Annotated in this window: 17 protein-coding genes and 11 tRNA genes; 4 read left to right on the top strand and 24 right to left on the bottom strand. The window is 64.1% G+C overall.

Going from position 1 to position 19,386, the window contains the following annotated elements; all coding sequences use genetic code 11:
• Positions 1–89 precede the first annotated feature (89 nt).
• The 15 genes from ACZK2G_RS04780 to ACZK2G_RS04710 all read right to left on the bottom strand — a co-directional run bounded on the left by ACZK2G_RS04780 (position 90) and on the right by ACZK2G_RS04710 (position 8,741).
• Positions 90–166: transfer RNA gene (locus tag ACZK2G_RS04780), tRNA-Asp, on the bottom strand.
• Between the two features lie 106 nt (positions 167–272).
• Positions 273–349 (bottom strand) — tRNA-Asp (locus ACZK2G_RS04775).
• Positions 350–436: 87 nt separating this feature from the next.
• Positions 437–513 (bottom strand) — tRNA-Asp (locus ACZK2G_RS04770).
• Between the two features lie 83 nt (positions 514–596).
• Positions 597–673 (bottom strand) — tRNA-Asp (locus ACZK2G_RS04765).
• A gap of 26 nt (positions 674–699) precedes the next feature.
• Positions 700–774: transfer RNA gene (locus ACZK2G_RS04760), tRNA-Val, on the bottom strand.
• 11 nt (positions 775–785) lie between these two features.
• Positions 786–1,058, bottom strand: a complete 273-nt coding sequence (locus ACZK2G_RS04755; protein ID WP_004146343.1) for an HU family DNA-binding protein — start codon at positions 1,056–1,058, stop codon at positions 786–788.
• Between the two features lie 217 nt (positions 1,059–1,275).
• The gene (lon, locus tag ACZK2G_RS04750; RefSeq protein ID WP_046988260.1) at positions 1,276–3,726 is read right to left on the bottom strand and encodes an endopeptidase La; all 2,451 of its coding nucleotides are present in this window, start codon (positions 3,724–3,726) and stop codon (positions 1,276–1,278) included.
• 142 nt (positions 3,727–3,868) lie between these two features.
• Complete coding sequence (gene clpX, locus ACZK2G_RS04745) at positions 3,869–5,158, bottom strand: ATP-dependent Clp protease ATP-binding subunit ClpX (RefSeq protein WP_004146319.1); 1,290 nt, start codon at positions 5,156–5,158, stop codon at positions 3,869–3,871.
• Between the two features lie 126 nt (positions 5,159–5,284).
• A complete protein-coding gene (gene clpP / locus ACZK2G_RS04740) occupies positions 5,285–5,911 on the bottom strand; it encodes an ATP-dependent Clp endopeptidase proteolytic subunit ClpP (RefSeq protein ID WP_004146318.1) in 627 nt (208 codons plus the stop codon).
• Positions 5,912–5,987: 76 nt separating this feature from the next.
• A complete protein-coding gene (gene tig / locus ACZK2G_RS04735) occupies positions 5,988–7,283 on the bottom strand; it encodes a trigger factor (protein WP_136640032.1) in 1,296 nt (431 codons plus the stop codon).
• Positions 7,284–7,471: 188 nt separating this feature from the next.
• Positions 7,472–7,556, bottom strand: a tRNA-Leu gene (locus tag ACZK2G_RS04730).
• 155 nt (positions 7,557–7,711) lie between these two features.
• The gene (locus ACZK2G_RS04725) at positions 7,712–8,158 is read right to left on the bottom strand and encodes a hypothetical protein (protein ID WP_248298526.1); all 447 of its coding nucleotides are present in this window, start codon (positions 8,156–8,158) and stop codon (positions 7,712–7,714) included.
• Positions 8,159–8,236: 78 nt separating this feature from the next.
• Positions 8,237–8,312: transfer RNA gene (locus ACZK2G_RS04720), tRNA-Lys, on the bottom strand.
• A gap of 197 nt (positions 8,313–8,509) precedes the next feature.
• Positions 8,510–8,585: transfer RNA gene (locus tag ACZK2G_RS04715), tRNA-Lys, on the bottom strand.
• 79 nt (positions 8,586–8,664) lie between these two features.
• A tRNA-His gene (locus ACZK2G_RS04710) sits at positions 8,665–8,741 on the bottom strand.
• Between the two features lie 704 nt (positions 8,742–9,445).
• Between ACZK2G_RS04710 and ACZK2G_RS04705 the strand changes: the two genes are divergently transcribed.
• Both ACZK2G_RS04705 and ACZK2G_RS04700 read left to right on the top strand, forming a co-directional pair.
• On the top strand, positions 9,446–10,366 hold the full coding sequence (locus ACZK2G_RS04705; RefSeq protein WP_046988263.1) for a hypothetical protein: 921 nt from the start codon (positions 9,446–9,448) through the stop codon (positions 10,364–10,366).
• Between the two features lie 9 nt (positions 10,367–10,375).
• Positions 10,376–10,867: a hypothetical protein gene (locus tag ACZK2G_RS04700; protein ID WP_426354248.1), complete on the top strand. Its 492-nt coding sequence runs from the start codon at positions 10,376–10,378 to the stop codon at positions 10,865–10,867.
• A 142-nt stretch (positions 10,868–11,009) separates the two neighbouring features.
• On the opposite strand, the gene ACZK2G_RS04695 is transcribed toward ACZK2G_RS04700, so the two are convergent.
• Positions 11,010–11,086: transfer RNA gene (locus ACZK2G_RS04695), tRNA-Arg, on the bottom strand.
• 38 nt (positions 11,087–11,124) lie between these two features.
• Positions 11,125–11,201: transfer RNA gene (locus tag ACZK2G_RS04690), tRNA-Pro, on the bottom strand.
• A 180-nt stretch (positions 11,202–11,381) separates the two neighbouring features.
• Here ACZK2G_RS04690 and ACZK2G_RS04685 point away from each other — a divergent pair.
• A complete protein-coding gene (locus ACZK2G_RS04685) occupies positions 11,382–12,140 on the top strand; it encodes a Bax inhibitor-1/YccA family protein (RefSeq protein WP_337302129.1) in 759 nt (252 codons plus the stop codon).
• A gap of 60 nt (positions 12,141–12,200) precedes the next feature.
• Here ACZK2G_RS04685 and ACZK2G_RS04680 read toward each other — a convergent pair whose 3' ends face one another.
• The 7 genes from ACZK2G_RS04680 to grxC all read right to left on the bottom strand — a co-directional run bounded on the left by ACZK2G_RS04680 (position 12,201) and on the right by grxC (position 17,486).
• Complete coding sequence (locus ACZK2G_RS04680; RefSeq protein ID WP_046986961.1) at positions 12,201–12,950, bottom strand: sulfite exporter TauE/SafE family protein; 750 nt, start codon at positions 12,948–12,950, stop codon at positions 12,201–12,203.
• Between the two features lie 25 nt (positions 12,951–12,975).
• On the bottom strand, positions 12,976–13,884 hold the full coding sequence (locus ACZK2G_RS04675; protein WP_253079173.1) for a LysR family transcriptional regulator: 909 nt from the start codon (positions 13,882–13,884) through the stop codon (positions 12,976–12,978).
• A gap of 53 nt (positions 13,885–13,937) precedes the next feature.
• Positions 13,938–14,681: a cysteine hydrolase family protein gene (locus ACZK2G_RS04670; RefSeq protein ID WP_426354251.1), complete on the bottom strand. Its 744-nt coding sequence runs from the start codon at positions 14,679–14,681 to the stop codon at positions 13,938–13,940.
• A 220-nt stretch (positions 14,682–14,901) separates the two neighbouring features.
• Entirely contained in the window at positions 14,902–15,303 is a 402-nt protein-coding gene (locus ACZK2G_RS04665) for a hypothetical protein (RefSeq protein WP_136639745.1), read from the bottom strand.
• Positions 15,304–15,444: 141 nt separating this feature from the next.
• Positions 15,445–16,449: an isocitrate dehydrogenase gene (locus ACZK2G_RS04660; RefSeq protein WP_136639746.1), complete on the bottom strand. Its 1,005-nt coding sequence runs from the start codon at positions 16,447–16,449 to the stop codon at positions 15,445–15,447.
• Between the two features lie 357 nt (positions 16,450–16,806).
• Positions 16,807–17,199, bottom strand: a complete 393-nt coding sequence (locus ACZK2G_RS04655; protein WP_046986956.1) for a carboxymuconolactone decarboxylase family protein — start codon at positions 17,197–17,199, stop codon at positions 16,807–16,809.
• Positions 17,196–17,486 carry a glutaredoxin 3 gene (grxC, locus tag ACZK2G_RS04650; protein WP_004146039.1) on the bottom strand — a complete coding sequence of 97 codons (291 nt, stop codon included), beginning with the start codon at positions 17,484–17,486 and terminating at the stop codon, positions 17,196–17,198. Before grxC ends, ACZK2G_RS04655 begins: the two co-directional genes overlap by 4 nt.
• 142 nt (positions 17,487–17,628) lie before the next feature.
• Here grxC and ACZK2G_RS04645 point away from each other — a divergent pair, with 142 nt between their 5' ends.
• Positions 17,629–19,275 carry a M48 family metalloprotease gene (locus ACZK2G_RS04645; protein WP_046986955.1) on the top strand — a complete coding sequence of 549 codons (1,647 nt, stop codon included), beginning with the start codon at positions 17,629–17,631 and terminating at the stop codon, positions 19,273–19,275.
• Positions 19,276–19,386: the final 111 nt, after the last annotated feature.

Here is a 19,386-nt window from a genome sequence, read left to right as displayed (position 1 = left end):
ACCCGCCACTGGCAGATGCATGCCTCGCGTCCGACCGCGCGAACAACACAAAGAAAAAGCCCCCGGCTTGCGCCGAGGGCTTTTAAAGTTGGCGGAGCGGACGGGACTCGAACCCGCGACCTCCGGCGTGACAGGCCAGCATTCTAACCAGCTGAACTACCGCTCCGCGCTTGAACTTTGCAGGCGCCCAGTATATCCGAAGACACCCTGGAAACCCAGCCCGATGAACACTTTTTTCAAAGTTTTTTCACAGGGACTTAAGAATTCTGCAATGGCGGAGCGGACGGGACTCGAACCCGCGACCTCCGGCGTGACAGGCCAGCATTCTAACCAGCTGAACTACCGCTCCGTTCTTGCAAAAAACGTTTCGTCTTCCTCCCGGACCTGCCGGGGAGAAGACAAGGCCCCCAGCTTTCGACTGGGGGCCTCGATGTAATGGCGGAGCGGACGGGACTCGAACCCGCGACCTCCGGCGTGACAGGCCAGCATTCTAACCAGCTGAACTACCGCTCCGCATTGTTACCTTCTTTGTTTTCTGCCGATCTGGACCGGGGAGAAAACAAAGCCTCCAGCTTTTGGCCGGAGGCCTCGTTGAATGGCGGAGCGGACGGGACTCGAACCCGCGACCTCCGGCGTGACAGGCCAGCATTCTAACCAGCTGAACTACCGCTCCACACTCAAACTTTTACCGCGGTGCTGTGGTGGGTGCTGAGGGTTTCGAACCCCCGACCCTCTCCGTGTAAAGGAGACGCTCTACCGCTGAGCTAAGCACCCCAGCGAGCCGCTTAGTTTACAGCATCCTTCAGGGCCTTACCAGCCTTGAACGACGGATTCTTCGAAGCAGCGATCTTGATGGTGTCGCCGGTCTTCGGGTTGCGGCCGGTGCGGGCAGCACGGTCGCGGACCTGGAAGGTACCGAAGCCAACCAGGGTGACCGCATCGCCGTCCTTCAGCGCCTTGGTGACGGCAGCAACGACGGCATCGACAGCGCGGCTGGACTCGGCCTTGGTCAGGTCGGCAGCTTCAGCAACGGCATCGATCAATTCGGTCTTGTTCATTCTTTACAACTCCTTTGGCGGTGGGTTCCGCAGATTCGACAGGGAAGCAACCGCACGCCTTCTGCATGCGGCCGCCATGTGGAAACGGTTCGCTGATTCAGTCATCGCCGACAGCGATCACTCATTCGCGAGTGCTGCTTTTATACCAGTGGCCCTACCCCCACGCAAGCTGGAAAGCCAGCAACGACGCGGGTTTCAAGCCATTGGACAGCGCGCGTCAATGCTTGACGCGCGCGCTTCCACTCGGTTTGGCCTTGCTACGCACCGTGACGCGTTGCGCACTCTTGCGCGCCTTCTTCGGTGCCAGCGGACGCTCCAGCGCCAGGTCCAGGACTTCTTCGATGTACTTCACCGGCACGATCTGCAGATCGCGGGTGACGCTGGCCGGGATGTCGGCCAGGTCCTTGCGGTTCTCTTCGGGGATGATGACGGTGCGGATACCGCCACGCAGTGCGGCCAGCAGCTTCTCCTTCAGGCCACCGATGGCAGTGACGCGACCACGCAGGGTGATCTCGCCGGTCATCGCCACATCGGCACGCACCGGCACCTTGGTCAGCATCGACACCAGCGAGGTGACCATCGCTGCACCGGCGCTGGGGCCGTCCTTCGGCGTGGCGCCATCGGGCACGTGCACGTGCACGTCGTGCTTCTGCAGGAAGTCGCTGTCGATGCCAAAGCCCACCGCACGCGAACGCACCACCGACAGTGCCGCCGACGCCGATTCCTTCATCACGTTGCCGAGCTGGCCGGTCAGGATCAGCTGGCCCTTGCCCGGCACCAGCGTCGATTCGATCTGCAGCAGATCGCCGCCCACCTCGGTCCAGGCCAGGCCGGTAACCAGGCCGATCTCGTTCTCTTCCTCGGCGCGACCGAAGTCGAAGCGACGCACGCCCAGGTACTTGTCCAGGTTCTTGCCGGTCACGCTGACCAGCGCCTTGGACTTCTTCGCGCCCTTCTTCGCCTTCACCGGCTGCGGGCCGGCCAGCGCGATTTCCTTCACCACCTTGCGGCAGATCTTGGCGATCTCGCGCTCCAGGTTGCGCACGCCCGATTCGCGCGTGTAGTAACGCACGATGTCCTGGATGGCATCAGCGCCGATTTCCAGCTCTTCCGGCTTCAGGCCGTTGGCCTTGATCTGCTTGGGCGACAGGTAACGGGTGGCGATGTTGAGCTTCTCATCCTCGGTGTAGCCGGGGATGCGGATCACTTCCATGCGGTCCAGCAGCGGGCCCGGAATGTTGAGTGAGTTCGAGGTGGCCACGAACATCACTTCGGACAGGTCCAGGTCCACTTCCAGGTAGTGGTCGTTGAAGGCGTTGTTCTGCTCCGGATCGAGCACTTCCAGCAGCGCCGACGACGGATCGCCACGGAAGTCCATCGACATCTTGTCGATCTCATCCAGCACGAACAGCGGGTTCTTGCTGCCCACCTTGTTGAGGTTCTGCACGATGCGGCCGGGCATCGAACCGACGTAGGTGCGGCGATGGCCACGGATCTCAGCCTCGTCGCGTACGCCGCCCAGCGACATGCGCACGAACTTGCGGTTGGTGGCCTTGGCGATGGACTGGCCCAGCGAGGTCTTGCCCACGCCCGGCGGACCAACCAGGCACAGGATCGGCCCCTTCATCTGCTTCACCCGCGACTGCACTGCCAGGTACTCAAGGATGCGTTCCTTGACCTTCTCCAGGCCGTAGTGATCGGCGTCCAGGGTGTCCTGCGCGGCCTTCAGGTCCTTGCGCACCTTGCTGCGCTTCTTCCACGGCACGCCCAGCAACCACTCAAGGTAGTTGCGCACCACCGCCGCTTCGGCGGACATCGGCGACATCTGCTTGAGCTTGTTCAGTTCGTTGCGCGCCTTGGCTTCAACAGCCTTCGGCATGCCGGCTTCGGCGATCTTGCGGGCCAGCTCTTCCAGCTCGCCCGGTGCGTCGTCGAGGTCACCCAGTTCCTTCTGGATGGCCTTCATCTGTTCGTTGAGGTAGTACTCGCGCTGGCTCTTCTCCATCTGCGACTTCACGCGGCCGCGGATGCGCTTTTCCATCTGCTGCACGTCGATCTCGCCGTCGACCAGGCCGACCAGCATCTCCAGGCGGTCGCCCACCGCCAGCGTTTCCAGCAGGCGCTGCTTGTCAGACAGGCGCACGCTGATGTGCGCGGCAATGGTGTCGGCCAGACGCGCCGGCTCATCGATGCCGGACAGGGTCTGCAGCAACTCCGGCGGCAGCTTGCGGTTGGTCTTCACGTACTGCTCGAACAACGACATCAGCGAGCGGGCGATCGCCTCGACCTCGCGCGCTTCGCGTTCGTCGGTGGCGTCGATCTCCACGGCCTGGCCATGCAGCGAGCCGTTGCGCTCGTCGACGTGGGTCACCTGCACGCGCGACAGGCCTTCGACCAGCACCTTGATGGTGCCGTCGGGCAGCTTCAGCAGCTGCAGCACCTGCGCCAGCGTACCGACCTGGTAGAGGTCGGCCGCATGCGGGTCATCGGTCTCGGCCGACTTCTGCGCCAGCAGCAGGATGCGCTTGTCCGCTTCCATTGCCTGTTCGAGCGCGTGCATGGACTTGTCACGGCCGACGAACAGCGGGATGACCATGTGCGGGAACACCACTACGTCGCGCAGCGGCAGGACCGGCAGGTCGAGGGTTTCACTTGGGGAACGGGCCATGGGGGCTCCAGGGAAGGGGAAAACCGCCTCCGGGAGGGCATCTTCCGGAGACAAAAAAAGCCGATGGCCCCGTTATGGGGCCATCGGCTTTCAGATGCAAGGCGTTCGTTTAAAATCCTTTCAAATCAAAAACTTGAAAGGATCACTCGGCGCCTGCGGCCTTCTGTTCGGGGGCCGCCGGGGTCTGGTAGATCAGGTACGGCTCGGACTTGTGCTCGATCACCGACTCGTCCACCACCACCTTGCTGACGTTTTCCTGCGACGGCAGGTCGTACATGGTGTCCAGCAGAACCGATTCGACGATGGTGCGCAGGCCACGGGCGCCGGTCTTGCGCTTGAGCGCCTTCCTGGCAATGGCCGACAACGCGTCCGGACGGAACTCCAGCTCGACGTTCTCCATCTCGAACAGCTTCTTGAACTGCTTGGTGATGGCGTTCTTCGGCTCGGTCAGGATCTTGATCAGGGCCGGCTCGTCCAGCTCCTCCAAGGTCGCCACCACCGGCAGGCGGCCGACGAACTCGGGGATCAGGCCGAACTTGATCAGGTCTTCCGGCTCGACTTCAGCCAGCACCTTGCCCACTTCCTGCTTGCGCTCGGCGCTCTTCACCTTGGCGCCGAAGCCGATGCTGCCGACGTCGGTGGAACGGGCCTGGATCACCTTGTCCAGCCCGGCGAACGCGCCGCCGCAGATGAACAGGATGTTCTTGGTGTCCACCTGCAGGAATTCCTGCTGCGGGTGCTTGCGGCCGCCCTGCGGCGGAACGCTGGCCACGGTGCCTTCGATCAGCTTCAACAGGGCCTGCTGCACGCCTTCGCCGGACACATCGCGGGTGATCGACGGGTTCTCGCTCTTGCGCGAGATCTTGTCGATTTCATCGATGTAGACGATGCCCTGCTGTGCCTTCTCGACGTCGTAGTCGCACTTCTGCAGCAGCTTCTGGATGATGTTCTCCACGTCCTCGCCCACGTAACCGGCTTCGGTCAGCGTGGTGGCGTCGGCCATGGTGAACGGCACGTTGAGCAGGCGGGCCAGGGTCTCGGCCAGCAGCGTCTTGCCCGAACCGGTCGGGCCGACCAGCAGGATGTTCGACTTGGCCAGTTCGACCTCGTCGTTCTTCTGCCGGCTTTCGATGCGCTTGTAGTGGTTGTACACAGCCACGGCCAGGGTACGCTTGGCACGGTTCTGGCCGATCACGTACTGGTCGAGGACCTCGAGGATCTCGCGCGGCTTGGGCAGCGAGCTGCGCGCCGACTGCGCCTTTTCCTCAAGTTCCTCACGGATGATGTCGTTGCACAGCTCCACGCATTCATCGCAGATGAACACGCTCGGACCCGCAATCAGCTTGCGCACTTCATGCTGGCTCTTGCCGCAGAAAGAGCAGTAGAGGATCTTGCCGGTGTCCGTGGAACGACCTTGGCGGTCTTCGCTCATGCTTCGCTTACCCAGTTACCCCACCCGCTGAACGGGGGTTCGATTCGAGAATAGCACAGGGCCGGAGGGACACCAGTCCCGCCCGACCCTGCAGGAACGGGACCTCCAGGGCCCCGTGATGATGGCTCAGCCGGCCTGGATCGACTCATCCGGACGACGCTCCAGAACCTGGTCGACCAGACCATAGGCCTGTGCCTCGAACGCGCTCTTGAAGTTGTCGCGCTCGGTGTCGCGGGCGATCGTCTCCAGCGACTGGCCGGTGTGCTTGGCCAGCACTTCGTTCAGGCGCGAACGCAGGGTCAGGATCTCACGCGCGTGGATGTCGATGTCGGTGGCCTGGCCCTGGTAGCCACCCAGCGGCTGGTGGATCATCACGCGCGAGTTCGGCAGCGCATAGCGCTTGCCGGCTTCGCCCGCGGCCAGCAGCAGGGCGCCCATCGAGGCGGCCTGGCCGATGCAGGTGGTGCTCACATTCGGCTTGATGTACTGCATGGTGTCGTAGATCGCCATACCGGCGGTGACCACGCCACCCGGCGAGTTGATGTAGATGTTGATGTCCTTTTCCGGGTTTTCCGATTCCAGGAACAGCAACTGCGCCACCACCACGTTGGCCATGTGATCGTCAATCGGGCCCACCAGGAAGATCAGGCGCTCCTTCAACAGGCGCGAATAGATGTCGTAGGCACGCTCGCCGCGGCTGGTCTGCTCGACCACCATCGGAACCAGGTTCAGGGCTTTGGTTCGGTTGTCCATTACGTGAGGTACCTATCTTGGGGGAAAACAACCCCGCGCCGGGACAGGCGCGGGGCATCCGGTGATCCGCCCGGACTTACTGGCGGATCGCGTCCTGGAACGACAGCTTTTCTTCAGTGTGCTGGGCACGCTCGGCGATCCAGTCGATCACCTGCTCTTCCATCACTCGGTTCTGCAGGCCAGACATCAGCTGGGGGTCGTTGCGGTACATCTCAATGACCTGTTCCGGCTCTTCATAGGTCGAAGCGATCAGGCGCATCGTTTCGTTCAGGCGCTTGGCTTCCAGGCGCAGATCGTTGACGCGGGCCACTTCACCGACCAGCAGACCGACCAGCACGCGCTTGGCGGCAGCATCCTTGAAGCCTTCATGGGCATCGGCCGGGATCTCACCGACGTTCTGGCCATTGCGGCGGATCTGCTCGACCTGCTGGGCCAGCATGGCGCGGGCTTCGTTCTCGACCAGGCGCGGCGGCATCTCCACCGAGGCATAGGCGGCGATCAACTGCTCGCCCACTTCACGGCGCAGGCGGTTCATCAGGGCGCCCTTCAGCTCGCGCTCCAGGTTGGCGCGGATGTCGCTGCGGAACTGCTCGACGTCGCCGCCCTTCACGCCGAAGCTCTTGATGAAGGCTTCGTCTACCGCCGGCACGACCGGCTCGGACACTTCGGCGACCTTGACGGTGACCTGCACGGTTTTGCCAGCCAGCACCGGCACGCGCCAGTCCGCCGGGAACTCGACGTCCAGCGTCTTTTCTTCACCCTTAGCCAGGCCGACCAGGCCCTTTTCGATGGTTTCGAACATCATGCCCTGGCCGAGCACGATCGAACCCTTCTCGGTGCCCTCGGCCGGCAGGCGCTCTTCGCCGGCCTGCGACCAGGTTTCCACCGCGACCAGGTCACCGTCCTGCGCGCCACGGCTGACCGGGGCCCAGGTGCGACGCTGGTTCTGCAGGTTCTCGATCATCTGGTCGATGTCGGCATCGGTGATCTCGGCGCTGTGGCGCACGACGGTCAGCTTGCTGACGTCGATGTCGCCGAAGTCCGGCACCACTTCCACAGTGGCGACGAAGGAGAATTCACCTTCGTCACCCTTGTCGATGCGCGGGCTGCCGACGATGCGCAGGTCGTGCTCGCGCACGGCCGCGTCGAAGGTCTCGCGCAGCAGGCCATCCAGCGCCTCGCCACGGACCTGCGCGCCGAAGCGCTGCTCGATCACCTTGGCCGGCACCTTGCCCGGACGGAAACCCTTGATGCGGGTTGTACGGGCGATTTCGCCCAGGCGGCCGACGATGTGGCTCTGCAGACGGTCTTCCGGCAGCGAGAAGCTCAGGCGGCGTTCCAGGTTGCCGGTGGATTCGATCGAAGCTTGCATGTTGACTCCTGCCACCGGTGGCCCAGGCCCCCGGCTCGATGATTGGGATGAAACGGTTGTAAGGACACGACGTCTGGGACGCGCCTGCTTGCCGCAGCCCTTTAGTTTCGCCCAATTTGGCCTGCACTGCCAGCGCGTGCCGGTCAAGGGGCGCAGATGGCCCAATCAGGGCGGGGACAGGCCGGCACTGGTGCGAAAGGGGGGACTCGAACCCCCACGCCTTGCGACACTGGAACCTAAATCCAGGGCGTCTACCAATTCCGCCACTTTCGCGTGGCCGGCACAGGGATTCATTGTCGCAGGCGGGGCTGGAAAGCGAAAGGCATGACAAAGATGAATGTGCGCCCGTCCCGCAATCCAAGCGCGCAAGGCAGGTCGTGCGACAGCCAGAGGGCCCGGAGGACCGGGGCCATTCCGGGCCCGGCAGGTTACTTCACCGGCGCGACCAGCTCCGCGCCCGCCTTGTCCACTTTGTGTACCTCGACGCCCTGCCCATCGGTCGAATGGCGAATCTCCACATCGGCCGCCGCCGGATCGGCGGGCGTCGCACCCGTTTCACCGGCATGCATGCCAGTTCCGGCCTGCTGCGTGGGAATCGAATCGGTACCGGCCGGCCGCTCGACCGTGCGGGAGGGATCCTGCTCCGGCGTTTCGCTTCTGCCGCAGGCCGACAATGCCATCACCAACAGGCCCGCTCCAACCAGCTTCGTGCTTCGGTTCACTCGCAACATCGACGTGCTCTCCAACATGCGCTTTGCGCGGAACATCCATTGGGAGTGATGCAGCGCGCGCCCGGTGAGATGCAGAGCACAGCATTGAAAACACTGATGACGCATGCAACCCGGTTTCAGGCATCCCTGGTGGATCCACGTCATGCGTGGATGTGCGACTACAGCTGATCGCCCGAGCGCAGGCAAGAAAAAAGCCACTTGGCGGACCAAGTGGCTTTTGTCTGGTGGGCTGTCAAGGATTCGAACCTTGGACCTATTGATTAAGAGTCAACTGCTCTACCAACTGAGCTAACAGCCCGAAATCGGGGCGCGAATTATGACCCGATCCGCTCGGTGGGCGCAAGCACTTTTTTCAACAGCGTTGAAAGCAGCACTACGATCCCGCTCCCGCAGAAGACCCGCACCAGGCGGGACTCCGCAGCGTGTCCGCCATCGAATCGAAGGGGTCACACTTATAAGAAAAAAGCCACCTGGCATGCCAGGTGGCTTCTGTCTTGGTGGGCCGTCAAGGATTCGAACCTTGGACCTATTGATTAAGAGTCAACTGCTCTACCAACTGAGCTAACGGCCCGTGAAACTCAGACGCACATTGTAGCGTGCCTTCTGTTTATTGCAATACCGTGTCGGCTGCGCCGATGCGGTTGAATCAGTGGGGTGGCTGAGGGGATTCGAACCCCCGACCACCGGAATCACAATCCGGTACTCTAACCAACTGAGCTACAGCCACCACTGAAACTTTCGTCCCTGCATCGATACCACTGACACCTGGACTTGATGCGTTGCGACCGGGTGGAACCAGAAGTCCGTCCCCCGAAGCGAGTCCGGCATTTTCCGGGAGCCGCAAGGGAATTGCAAGCACTTCTTCACATTGATGTGCAGGGGCAGGGCCAAGGCTTGCCGTTCTCCCCCACCCCTTGTTCAACCCAACGTTGCCACTGCTGCGTCGGCAGTCACCACACCACACCTGGTGGACGGTGGATCAGAGGGCGGTGCCCATTTGGAGCATCGCGTTGAACGATTCCGCATTGCCGGGAAACGCGGCAAGTGACCGACGACGCACCGCATTGCTCGGGTGTTGATCTTCGACAGAGAAGATGAGGCACCGCGACCCATCGGCGACATCAAACCGCCAACAAGCCGCATGCGCCTGGAAATGACCAGATGCCGCGTGCCATCGCGGTCCTCGATGTTGAGGTCCTACGCACCGATCGCGTCGAACAACGCCTGGAAGCAGCCCAGCCACCCGCTTCGCCTGACTCGCGCCTGCCCGTCTCGCCCGCTTTCGCCGAGTGAACAAAAAGTGAATGAATCGTGAACAAATCCGGAATGGGAATGGGGGAGATCTGTTCATGCAACGTTAGCTGCTGACATGGAACGCGGCGCTCGCGTTTGCAACCATGCCGGTTCCTGCAACGAAGGTGAGATCAGTAAATGAGAAAGCGGCTAATCGGATTCGTCACGCTGGCAGCGGCACTGGCAGTGGCAGCCGTTGCAGTGTCCAGCTATCGGCAGCAGGAGACGGCTGGCACCACACCGCAGGAATCCGACAGCAGCGGAAGCCAGCAAGGCACGCCTGCTCATGGAAAGCAGCTTCCTGCATCACGCGCAACGGCCGCACAGACGCTTGAAAGCGAGAACAAGATTCCTCGGGGCTCGTACAAGGCAGTGGGACCCAAAGCCTACGAAATCGTCAGGGGAAATGAATTCCGCCCTCCTGGTGACGCGCTCGCCCACGTCAAGCAACTGATGCAGCGCTCCGAATCTGGAGATGCCACGGCGACCTACGAAATCTATCGGACCGTCGAGCAATGCCAGACCTTCATCTCCGATCGCGCTGACAACCTGGCCGATTCAGCTGCCAGCGTCGGGGCAGGCAACTGGTTCCTGGAAAGATCCGAGCGAATCCTCAAGGAGTGCGAGTCGCTCGCTCTGGATCAGGACATCTATCACGCCGATTGGCTCTCGAAAGCCGCCGCCATGGGCTCGCAGGAAGCGATGCGCGCCTACTCACTCTCTCCAGAGAAGGCCATCGGTTCGCTTGATGACGCCATCCGTGACCCGGCGAAGCTTGAGGCATGGAAGGAGACAGCCACCGGGTATCTGCGCGAGCTGGAAGCACAGGGGAACGTCAACGTCATCAGCGACATGGCAATGGCCTACACCTACGGCGGCATCGTTCCTGCAGATCCTGTCGCCGCCCTGGCTTACACCCGCGTCCTCAACAGACTGGACCCGCGATTCGCCACAACCAATGACATTGCAACCCGTGAGAAAAACCTGAGCAGCCAACAGAAAGAAACAGCCCGCCTGTCATCCAACGAGATCTTCAAGAACTGTTGCATCCCACGATAAGGACATATTGTGAAAGCTAGACTGATTGGGATTATCCCTTCGCTTGGTAGAAGCTCCATCCCCGCCGTTGCAGGCGTCCTGCTGTTCATGGCGGCAGGGAGTGTTCAAGCGAAAAAGCTTCCTGGCGTCATCAACTGCACCGCCGGGTGCACGCTGGCAACTCCCTATCCGGACCCGGTGACCAACCAGCAGCTTTCCCAAGAGGTTGCAAAGCTCAACGACGGGCGGACAACCGTGTGGACAGCCCAGACCCGAGTCCAGTCAGGCGACGTCCTGACCGTCTGTAACGGCATTTCCTGCGTCAACTACACCTGGCGAAACGGGAAATTCGATTCCGGTGAAGTTATCTCGACCGTTCTTCCGCCCAACTCCCAGGGTGGCGGCGGCGGCGGCGGCGGTGGTGGCAGCGGTGGTGGTGGTGGCAGCGGCCCGATCGGCGGCGGCTGCTACGGCAACTGCGGCGGCGGCAAGGTACGGGTAGGCGAGCTGGAACAGATGTAACCCACCGCACCGCGACACAAAGAAAAAAGGCCAGCGCAGTGCGCTGGCTTTTTTCGTTGCTCGTTCCGCTACGACCAAGCCGCCACACTCACGGAGACGCCGAGTCAAAACGGAGCTGAATTCAGTAAGCCATTGATTTCAATGGCGCGCCCGACAGGAATCGAACCTGTAACCGCCGGCTTAGAAGGCCGGTGCTCTATCCAGTTGAGCTACGGGCGCCCAGACCGAACGGCGTCCAATCCGACATGGCGTGGGATTGGTCGGGGTAGAGGGATTCGAACCCCCGACATCCTGCTCCCAAAGCAGGCGCGCTACCAGACTGCGCTATACCCCGATCTTGCAATCCCCTCGGGCCGTGCCCGGGGAGCTCGCCATTGTCGCCAAGCGCATCGCGAACTGTCAACGCGGGATGTGCAGACCCGAAGCCTGCCACAGCGCCGAAAGCAGTCATCGGCTATGCTCGCGACCATCGGCCGGATGGCCGTCCTGACCTTCATTCGCACGGAGAACACGCATGCGCAGCGGCAACCCGGCTCTTTCCGAGTCCACCTTCCTCGACCTTGCCAGTGGCTCGGTGGTGACCAGCCCCGACCAGGCCATGACCCTCAACGGCACCGTCAACAAGACCGGCTTCCTGCTGCTGTTGACCGTGCTGACCGCCGCCTTCGCCTGGAACCAGACCATCGATGATTACGGCCAGGTCATGGCCGGCGCCAAGCTGTATGCCATGGGCGGCGCCATCGGCGGCCTGGTGCTGGCGCTGATCACCGTGTTCAAGAAGGAATGGTCGCCGGTCACCGCACCGATGTACGCGCTGGTCGAAGGCCTGTTCCTGGGCGCGATCTCGGCGCTGTTCAACGCCAAGTTCCCCGGCATCGTGTTCCAGGCGGTATTGCTGACCTTCGGCACCCTGTTCGCGCTCCTGTTCGCTTACCGCAGCGGCCTGATCAAGGCCACCGAAAACTTCAAGATGGGCGTGGTCGCGGCAACCGGCGGCATCGCCCTGCTCTACCTGGCCTCGTTCGTACTGGGCTTCTTCAACATCAACGTGCCGGTGATCCACGACTCCAGCTGGCTGGGCATCGCCTTCAGCCTGTTCGTGGTGGTCGTGGCCGCGTTGAACCTGGTGCTGGATTTCGACTTCATCGAAACCGGGGTCGCCCAGCGCGCGCCGAAGTACATGGAGTGGTATGGCGCATTCGGCCTGATGGTGACCCTGGTCTGGCTGTATGTGGAGTTCCTGCGCCTGCTGTCGAAGATCCAGCAGCGCTGAGCCGCAACATGCCATAGACGACAAAGGGCGCCTCTCCTGGCGCCCTTTTTCGTTCCTCCCTCAGCGTGCCAGCAGCACCGGCAGCGACGACGCCAGCAACGCGATGCCTGACACGGTCAGCAGGCCCAGCACGACTTGCCGGAAGCGTGCCTCGCTGATGCCGATGTAGACCCGCGCGCCCAACAACGTAGGCACCAGCATGGCCGGTGCCACGATGGCGAAATAGGGCAGCATCTGGCGGTCTACCAGACCACTGCCGACGTAGGTGGCCATGGTCACCGCAAGCATCGCCAGGTTGAAGTTCTGGATGACCGCGCGCTGCTCGTCCTTGCCGAAGCCGCGCAGCGTGCTCCACAGCGTCGGCACCGGGCCGGCAAAGCCACCGATGCCGCTGAGCACGCCACCGGCCATGCCGGCGATCGCGTCCCCGAAACGGCCTCCGACGGTGATCGGCGGCAACGAGCGCGCCATCAGCATCACCGGGCACCACAGCGCCAGGAAGCCACCCAGAAGCGCCTTGAACCAGTTCATATCGAGCTGCGGCAGCACCATCACGCCCAGCGGAATACCAGCCAATCCACCGAGCACGAACGGCAGCAGCAGGCGCAGGTTGAAGCCGCGTCGTACGGTGAACACGGCTACCAGCTGGCCAACCAGCGCGCCGAACACCGACAGCGTGGCCGCCAATCGCGGCTCCAGCCCCCACGCCCAGAACGACATCGCCACCATGCCGAAAGCGAAACCGGACAACCCCTGCACGAATCCGGCGACGATCGCACCGAGCGCGACCAGCAGATACACCGATTCCATCACCACCCTCGCTATGACCGCGCGGCTAACCTGCTGCGCCGATCTGTGCAGCGTAGTGCGCGGCGAGGTGCTCGACCAGCGCGCGCACCTTGGGGGCGAGTGCCCTGGCATGCGGATAGAGCGCGAAGTAGCGGCGCTGGCCTGCATGCCACGCTGGCAACACGCGGATCAGTCGACCGGCGCGCAGGTCTTCCTGCACGGTGAGCGCAGTGAACAGGCTGATGCCCATGCCGGCCAACGCGGCGGCATGCAGCGCCGGCGTGGCATCCACGCGCAGACGCTGGCCGGCCTCGATGCTGGCGCTGGCACCGCGCGGCCCCTGCAACTGCCATGGCGACATCGCAGGCGTAGGACTGAAGCCCAGCAGGGTGTGCTGCCGCAGGTCCGCGGCCTGCCGTGGCAGGCCGTGCCGGGCCAGGTAAGCAGGCGCCGCCACCAGGATGCGTGGACAACTGGCCAGTTCGCGCGCGACCAACTGGCTGTCCGGCAACGAAGCCGCGATGCGCAGCGCCAGGTCGAAGCCGCCGCCGACCACGTCGACCAGCTGGTCATCGGCAGAAAGATCCAGCGTCACCTGCGGGTAGCGCTGAAGGAATGAGGGCAGCCAGTGCGGCAACTCCTGGCTGGCAACCACCTGCGGCACGCTGATCCGCAGCGTGCCACTGGGCTGTGCCTGGCCGGCACGCGCATGCTCGTCCGCTTCCTGCAGCCGATCCAGCAGCGCTGCCGCTTCCCGGTAGTAATCGCGCCCGGCTTCGGTCAGCGACAGCCGGCGGCTGTTGCGATCGAGCAGGCGCACCTGCAGGTGTTCTTCCAGCTGCCGCAGTTGCCGCGACATCGCCGAATGGGTGGTACCCAGGCGCTCGGCGGCAGCAGTGAAGCTGCCTGCGTCGACGATGGCGCGCAGCGCACGCAGGGCGGCGAAGTGATCCATCGGCGGGCGGCTCCACGTGTCGGGGCCCACGGCATGCGGGCCCCACCAGCTTATCAAGCGCGGTCGCCGGCCTTGTGCACCGGCAGCGCCAGGATCGCGTCGGTACTCATGACATCGCCGAAGGTGTCTTCGATCTGCGCCAGCGAGGCGTCATGCAGCGCGCGATGACCGATGCGCTGGCCACCGGCCAGGTCCAGGTCGCGACTGGCGGTTGCATCGGATGACACGATCACCCGGTAACCACGCGGTGCGGCTGCGGCATCGCGGGCGGCACCGGCCACGCAGGCATGGGTCTGCAGGCCAGTGACGATCAGGGTGTCGATGCCGGCATCCTTCAGCACCTGGTCGAGCACGGCCGCCGAGTCACCGGCGAACACGCTGACGTTGTCCTTCTGCACCACGGTCTCGCCCTGGCGCGGCTGCAGATCACGATGGAAGGCGGCGTTGACGCTGCCCTGCGCGAACAGCGGCGCGCCGGCCGGCAGCACATGCTGCACGTGGATCACGCGGATGCCTTGGGCATCGGCAAATTCGACCACCCGCTTCGCCTGGCGCAGCGCCGCCACGCCATCGGGGATGACCATGCGGCCACCGGCAAAGCCCGAGGCGGCACTGGCATCGAAGTACTCGTTCTGGAAGTCGATCACCAGCACGGCGGTCCTGGCCGCATCCAACGAGGTCGCGACCGGTGCGCCCGCCATATGCCGGATGGTGGGATGCGCCGGCTCGGCGGCGGCCAGCGGGGACAGGGTCGCCATGCCGATCAGACTGGCCAGGCCAAAGGTATTGAGGTTCATCGTCGCGCTCCTGTGCGCTGGAAAGTGGACACAGGATGCGGAACGCGGCATGCACGGACCAGCCAGGAAAGCGCACATGATCTGTGCGTTTCTTGCACAGAAAGAAACCCCTGGAACGTCATGCTGTTGGTCTTGTGCACCTTGGTGAACACTTCTCCGCCGGTGCTGCGGGCCAGCCAGAAGGCGTAGCGAGGGTGCGCTACTGGTCAAAAGCACGTGACTACACCGCAGTGCCGTTCAGGCGCAGCACCCAAGCATGCTGACTGCCGACTACGACCTCGGCGTTGTTGTCGCCAGCACGCAAGGCCTGCTCCTGGCCGGACGCGAACTTCACCGGCACGCCGGCCAGGGTGTGCAGTTGCTGCGGCCCGCTCATACTTCCCCAGGTGAGCAACACGTACGGCCCGTGCAGCGAATACACCGGGGAATCGGCAGGAACAGCGAACACCTGCATCCAGCGCGCCTCACTCGGCGTGAGCCGGCGCAGCGGCGCTCCCTCGCGGCTCAGGCGGGACAATGCGCGTTGCGCGCGCGAGGCGGGCCAGAAGTAAACGGAGTACACAGCCACACCGAGCATATAGATCGCAACGGCGACGAGGACCCACCAGGTCGTAGAGGACATGCAGGACTCCTGCGCCCGTAGCAGTTGAGGAGCGAAAACGCAGACAGGCCCGCTTCAACGGGCCTGTCGCGCATTGCATGCATCGGTATCGGTGCACATCGGGAGTCGCGTGCCGCGTCCCGCTGTGCACATCCAGACCGCTTACAGGCGGCTGGCGATCGCCTTGGCGAAGCCCATCGTGTTGCCAGTGCCGCCGAGGTCGCCGGTCAGCGAATCCTTGGCTTCCATGGTGGCCACGATGGCCTTGCGCAGGCGCTCGGCGTTTTCCGGCTGGCCGATATGGTCCAGCATCTGCGCGGCTGCCAGCAGCAGCGCGCACGGATTGGCCTTGCCCTGGCCGGCGATATCCGGCGCGGTGCCGTGCACGGCCTCGAAGATTGCCGCGTCCTTGCCGATGTTGGCACCCGGGGCCAGGCCCAGGCCGCCCACCAGGCCGGCACACAGGTCGGAGATGATGTCGCCGAACAGGTTGGTGGTGACGATCACGTCGAACTGTTCCGGACGCATCACCAGCTGCATGCAGCAGTTGTCGACGATCATTTCCTGGAATTCGATGTCCGGGTACTGGGCGGCGACTTCACGGGCGACGTTCAGGAACAGGCCCGAGGTCGACTTGATGATGTTGGCCTTGTGCACCGCGGTGACCTTCTTGCGGCCGACACTGCGGGCCAGCTCGAAGGCATAGCGCACGATGCGCTCAGAGCCCTTGCGGGTGATGCGGGTGCCGGAGAAGGCGGTCTCGCCATCGGCCGACACTTCCTGGCCTTCAGCCAGGTAGGCGCCTTCGGTGTTCTCACGAACGGTGATCAGGTCGACGTTGTCGAAACGCGACTTGGTGTTCGGGAAGGTATGGGCCGGACGCACGTTGGCGTACAGGTCGAAGTGGCGGCGCAGGCTGACGTTGATCGAGGTGAAGCCACCACCGACCGGGGTGGTCAGCGGGCTCTTCAGCGCGACCTTGTTGCGCGCGATCGATTCCAGGGTCACCGCCGGCATCAGGTCGCCGTGCTTTTCCAGGGCCACCAGGCCGGCGTCGGCGTCTTCGTACTCCAGGCCAGTCTTGAGCTGGTCGAGCACGTACAGGGTGGCGTCCATGATTTCCGGGCCAATGCCGTCGCCGCGGATGACCGTAATTTTCTGCGTCATTGATCGATGTTCCGAACAGGGGGAAAAACGCCGTCCGGACGTGCCCGGAAACGCCGGCGCAAAGGAAGTTTCACCCGCAATTATGCCTGAGCCGGGGCCGAGGTCCCAAATAGACCATGGTCCCACTCCCCGGCTCAGGCAGAATTGCCCACGCGTTCCTCCTCTACCCCCGCCTTCGGCGCGCCCCTCCAACAAGAAGGGGCTCCTGGGTTGTTGGATCGCGGGAAAGGCCCCTCGCCGGTGCGGTAGTGCCGGCCGCTGGCCGGCAACCTCGGCCATGTCGGGTTAACGGGATGCCGGCCAGCGGCCGGCACTACCGGGAGGGCCACAGGGCCCGGTTCCCGGCCCCCGCCAGGCTCAGTGCTCGTGCGCTTCGGGGGCGGCAGCACCGCCTTCGAGCTGGTCGAGGAAGTCGACCGCTCGGCGCAGGTGCGGGATGACGATGGAACCGCCGACCACCAGGCCGACCGAGAAGGTCTCGAAGAACTCTTCGCGGGTCACCCCGGCATCCTTGCACTGGGCTACGTGGTAGCTGATGCAGTCGTCGCAGCGCAGCACCATCGAGGCCACCAGGCCCAGCAGCTCCTTGGTCTTCACATCCAGCGCGCCGGCCTGGTAGGTCTGCGTGTCCAGCGCGAAGAAGCGCCGCACCACCTGGTTCGGTTCGCCCAGGATGCGCTCGTTCATGCGCTTGCGGAAGTCGGTGAACTCGGCGATGCGGTCCTTGCTGCCGTCGTCGGCCGCGCTCATGCCTGGCCCTGCCCGGCCAGCAGCGGCTCGAGCTTGCCTTCACGGTGCAGGGCCATCATGTCGTCGTAGCCGCCCACGTGGACGTCGCCGACGAAGATTTGCGGCACGCTGGTACGGCGGGTCCTGGCCATCATCTTCTCGCGCTCGACCGGATCCAGGTCGATGCGGACCTCGGTCCACTGCTGTCCCTTGCTCTTCAGGAAGTTCTTGGCGGCTACGCAGTACGGGCAGACGGCGGTGGAATAGATGGTGATGGCGGGGGCACCGCCGGCGGTCTGGGCTGTCACGGGAAACTCCACGATGGATCGACGGTCCATATATGGTACCGGTGCGCTGGAATTTCCACGCCACGGCCGCAACACTGTGGATTAACGAATGGTTGCCCCCTGCCCTGCCACGCTTGGTGCGCCCCGCCCGAGGACCTTCTGCTTGCGAGCCCTGCTGCTGACTACCGCCGTCACCCTGGCCCTGGCCATGCCGTTGGCCCAGGCCCAGGAGAAGCTGCCCGACATCGGCTCCTCGGCCGGCGAGCTGCTGACCCCGGCGCGCCAGGCCGAGTACGGCGCGATGATGCTGCGCGAGCTGCGCAACTACGGCTACCTGCTGGACGATCCGCTGGTCAACGACTGGCTGCAGACCATGGGCACCCGGCTCGGCTCCAACAGTGACCAGCCACGCCAGCCCTACACCTTCTTCGTCATGAAGGACCGGCAGATCAATGCCTTCGCCACCCTGGGCGGCTACATCGGGGTCAATGCCGGCCTGGTGCTGACGGCCGAACGCGAAGACGAAGTGGCCGCCGTGCTGTCCCACGAAATCGCCCACGTCACCCAGCAGCACGTGCTGCGCGGGGTCGAGCGCGCGCAGCGCGACCAGATCCCGATCCTGCTCGGCATGCTGGCGGCCGTAGTGGCCGCCCAGGCCAGCAACAGCACCTCCTCGGGCAACGCGACCATGGCCGCGATCAGCTCGGGCATGGGCCTGATGCAGCAGCGCCAGATCAACTACACCCGCTCCAACGAGTCCGAGGCCGACCGCCTCGGCATCCGCACGCTGGCGCGCAGCGGCTACGACGTGGATGCGATGGCCGGCTTCTTCGAGAGGATGTCCGCAGCAATGCGCGGCAACGAGGGCGGCTACAGCGTCCCCGAGTTCCTGCGCACGCACCCGGTCAACATCACCCGCATCAGCGAAGCCAAGGCCCGCGCCGACCAGATGAAGAAGGACACGGTGCTGCTGACCACCAGTACCCCCAGCGGCGAGCGCAAGGAACGGGTGGACCCGGCCGATCCAAGCCTGGCCGAACCGCTGCTGCGTGGAAACAACCCGTTGCTGCCCAGCAGCGTGCTGCGCATTCCGATGGGCCAGCTCAGCCGTGGCGCCAGCGGCGACTTCGATTGGGCACGCGAGCGCCTGCGCGTGCTCAGCGCGGATTCCACCGCTGAGCTGGAGCGCGAGTATGCGGACATGGCCAAACGCCAGAAGGACGGCCTCAACGATGCCCAGCGCTATGGCCAGGCCCTGGCCATGATGCGCGGCGGCCGCAGCGGCGCCACGCAGGCCCGGCAGACGCTGGCGGGCCTGCTGCAGACCCGCCAGGACAACCTGTGGCTGGCGCTGGCGCTGGGTGAGGCCGAACTGCGCGCCGGGCAGACCGCCCAGGCCAACAGCCGCTTCGAGCAGCTGCTGCGCGAACACCCCAACAGCCGCCCGGTGGCGCTGACCTATGCCGAAATCCTGAACGAACAGGGCAACCGCGAGGCCGGCCAGCGCGCTCAGGCCATGTTGCGGCCTCTGCTGTCGCAAAGTGGTAACGATCCGGTCTTCCAGCAGCGTTACGCCCGCGCCAGCGAACTGGCCGGTGACAGCGTGCGGGCCAGCGAGGCCTATGCCGAGGCAGCGTTCCTCAGCGGGCGGCCGGAACAGTCGCTGATGCAGCTGCAGGCGCTCAAGCGCAATCCGGCGCTGGACTATGTGGGGCGGGCCCGGGTGGACGCGCGCATCGAAGCGATCACCCCCACCGTGCTGGAACTGCGCCGGCAGGGCGTGCAGGACCCCGATCTGGACCGCCGCTGAGCGCTGCATGACCGGCCGATGGCACTGAGCGCGGGTTCCGGCCGGTTGGTCACAAACATGTCATCAAACCGTAGTCTACTGGCACCACTCCAGTAACCGAGCCCTACGGTG

The organism is Stenotrophomonas sp. 107298_Sma (assembly GCF_056480345.1).
Note: the sequence above shows the minus strand (reverse complement) of the source record. Positions and strands in the feature narration are given on the sequence as shown.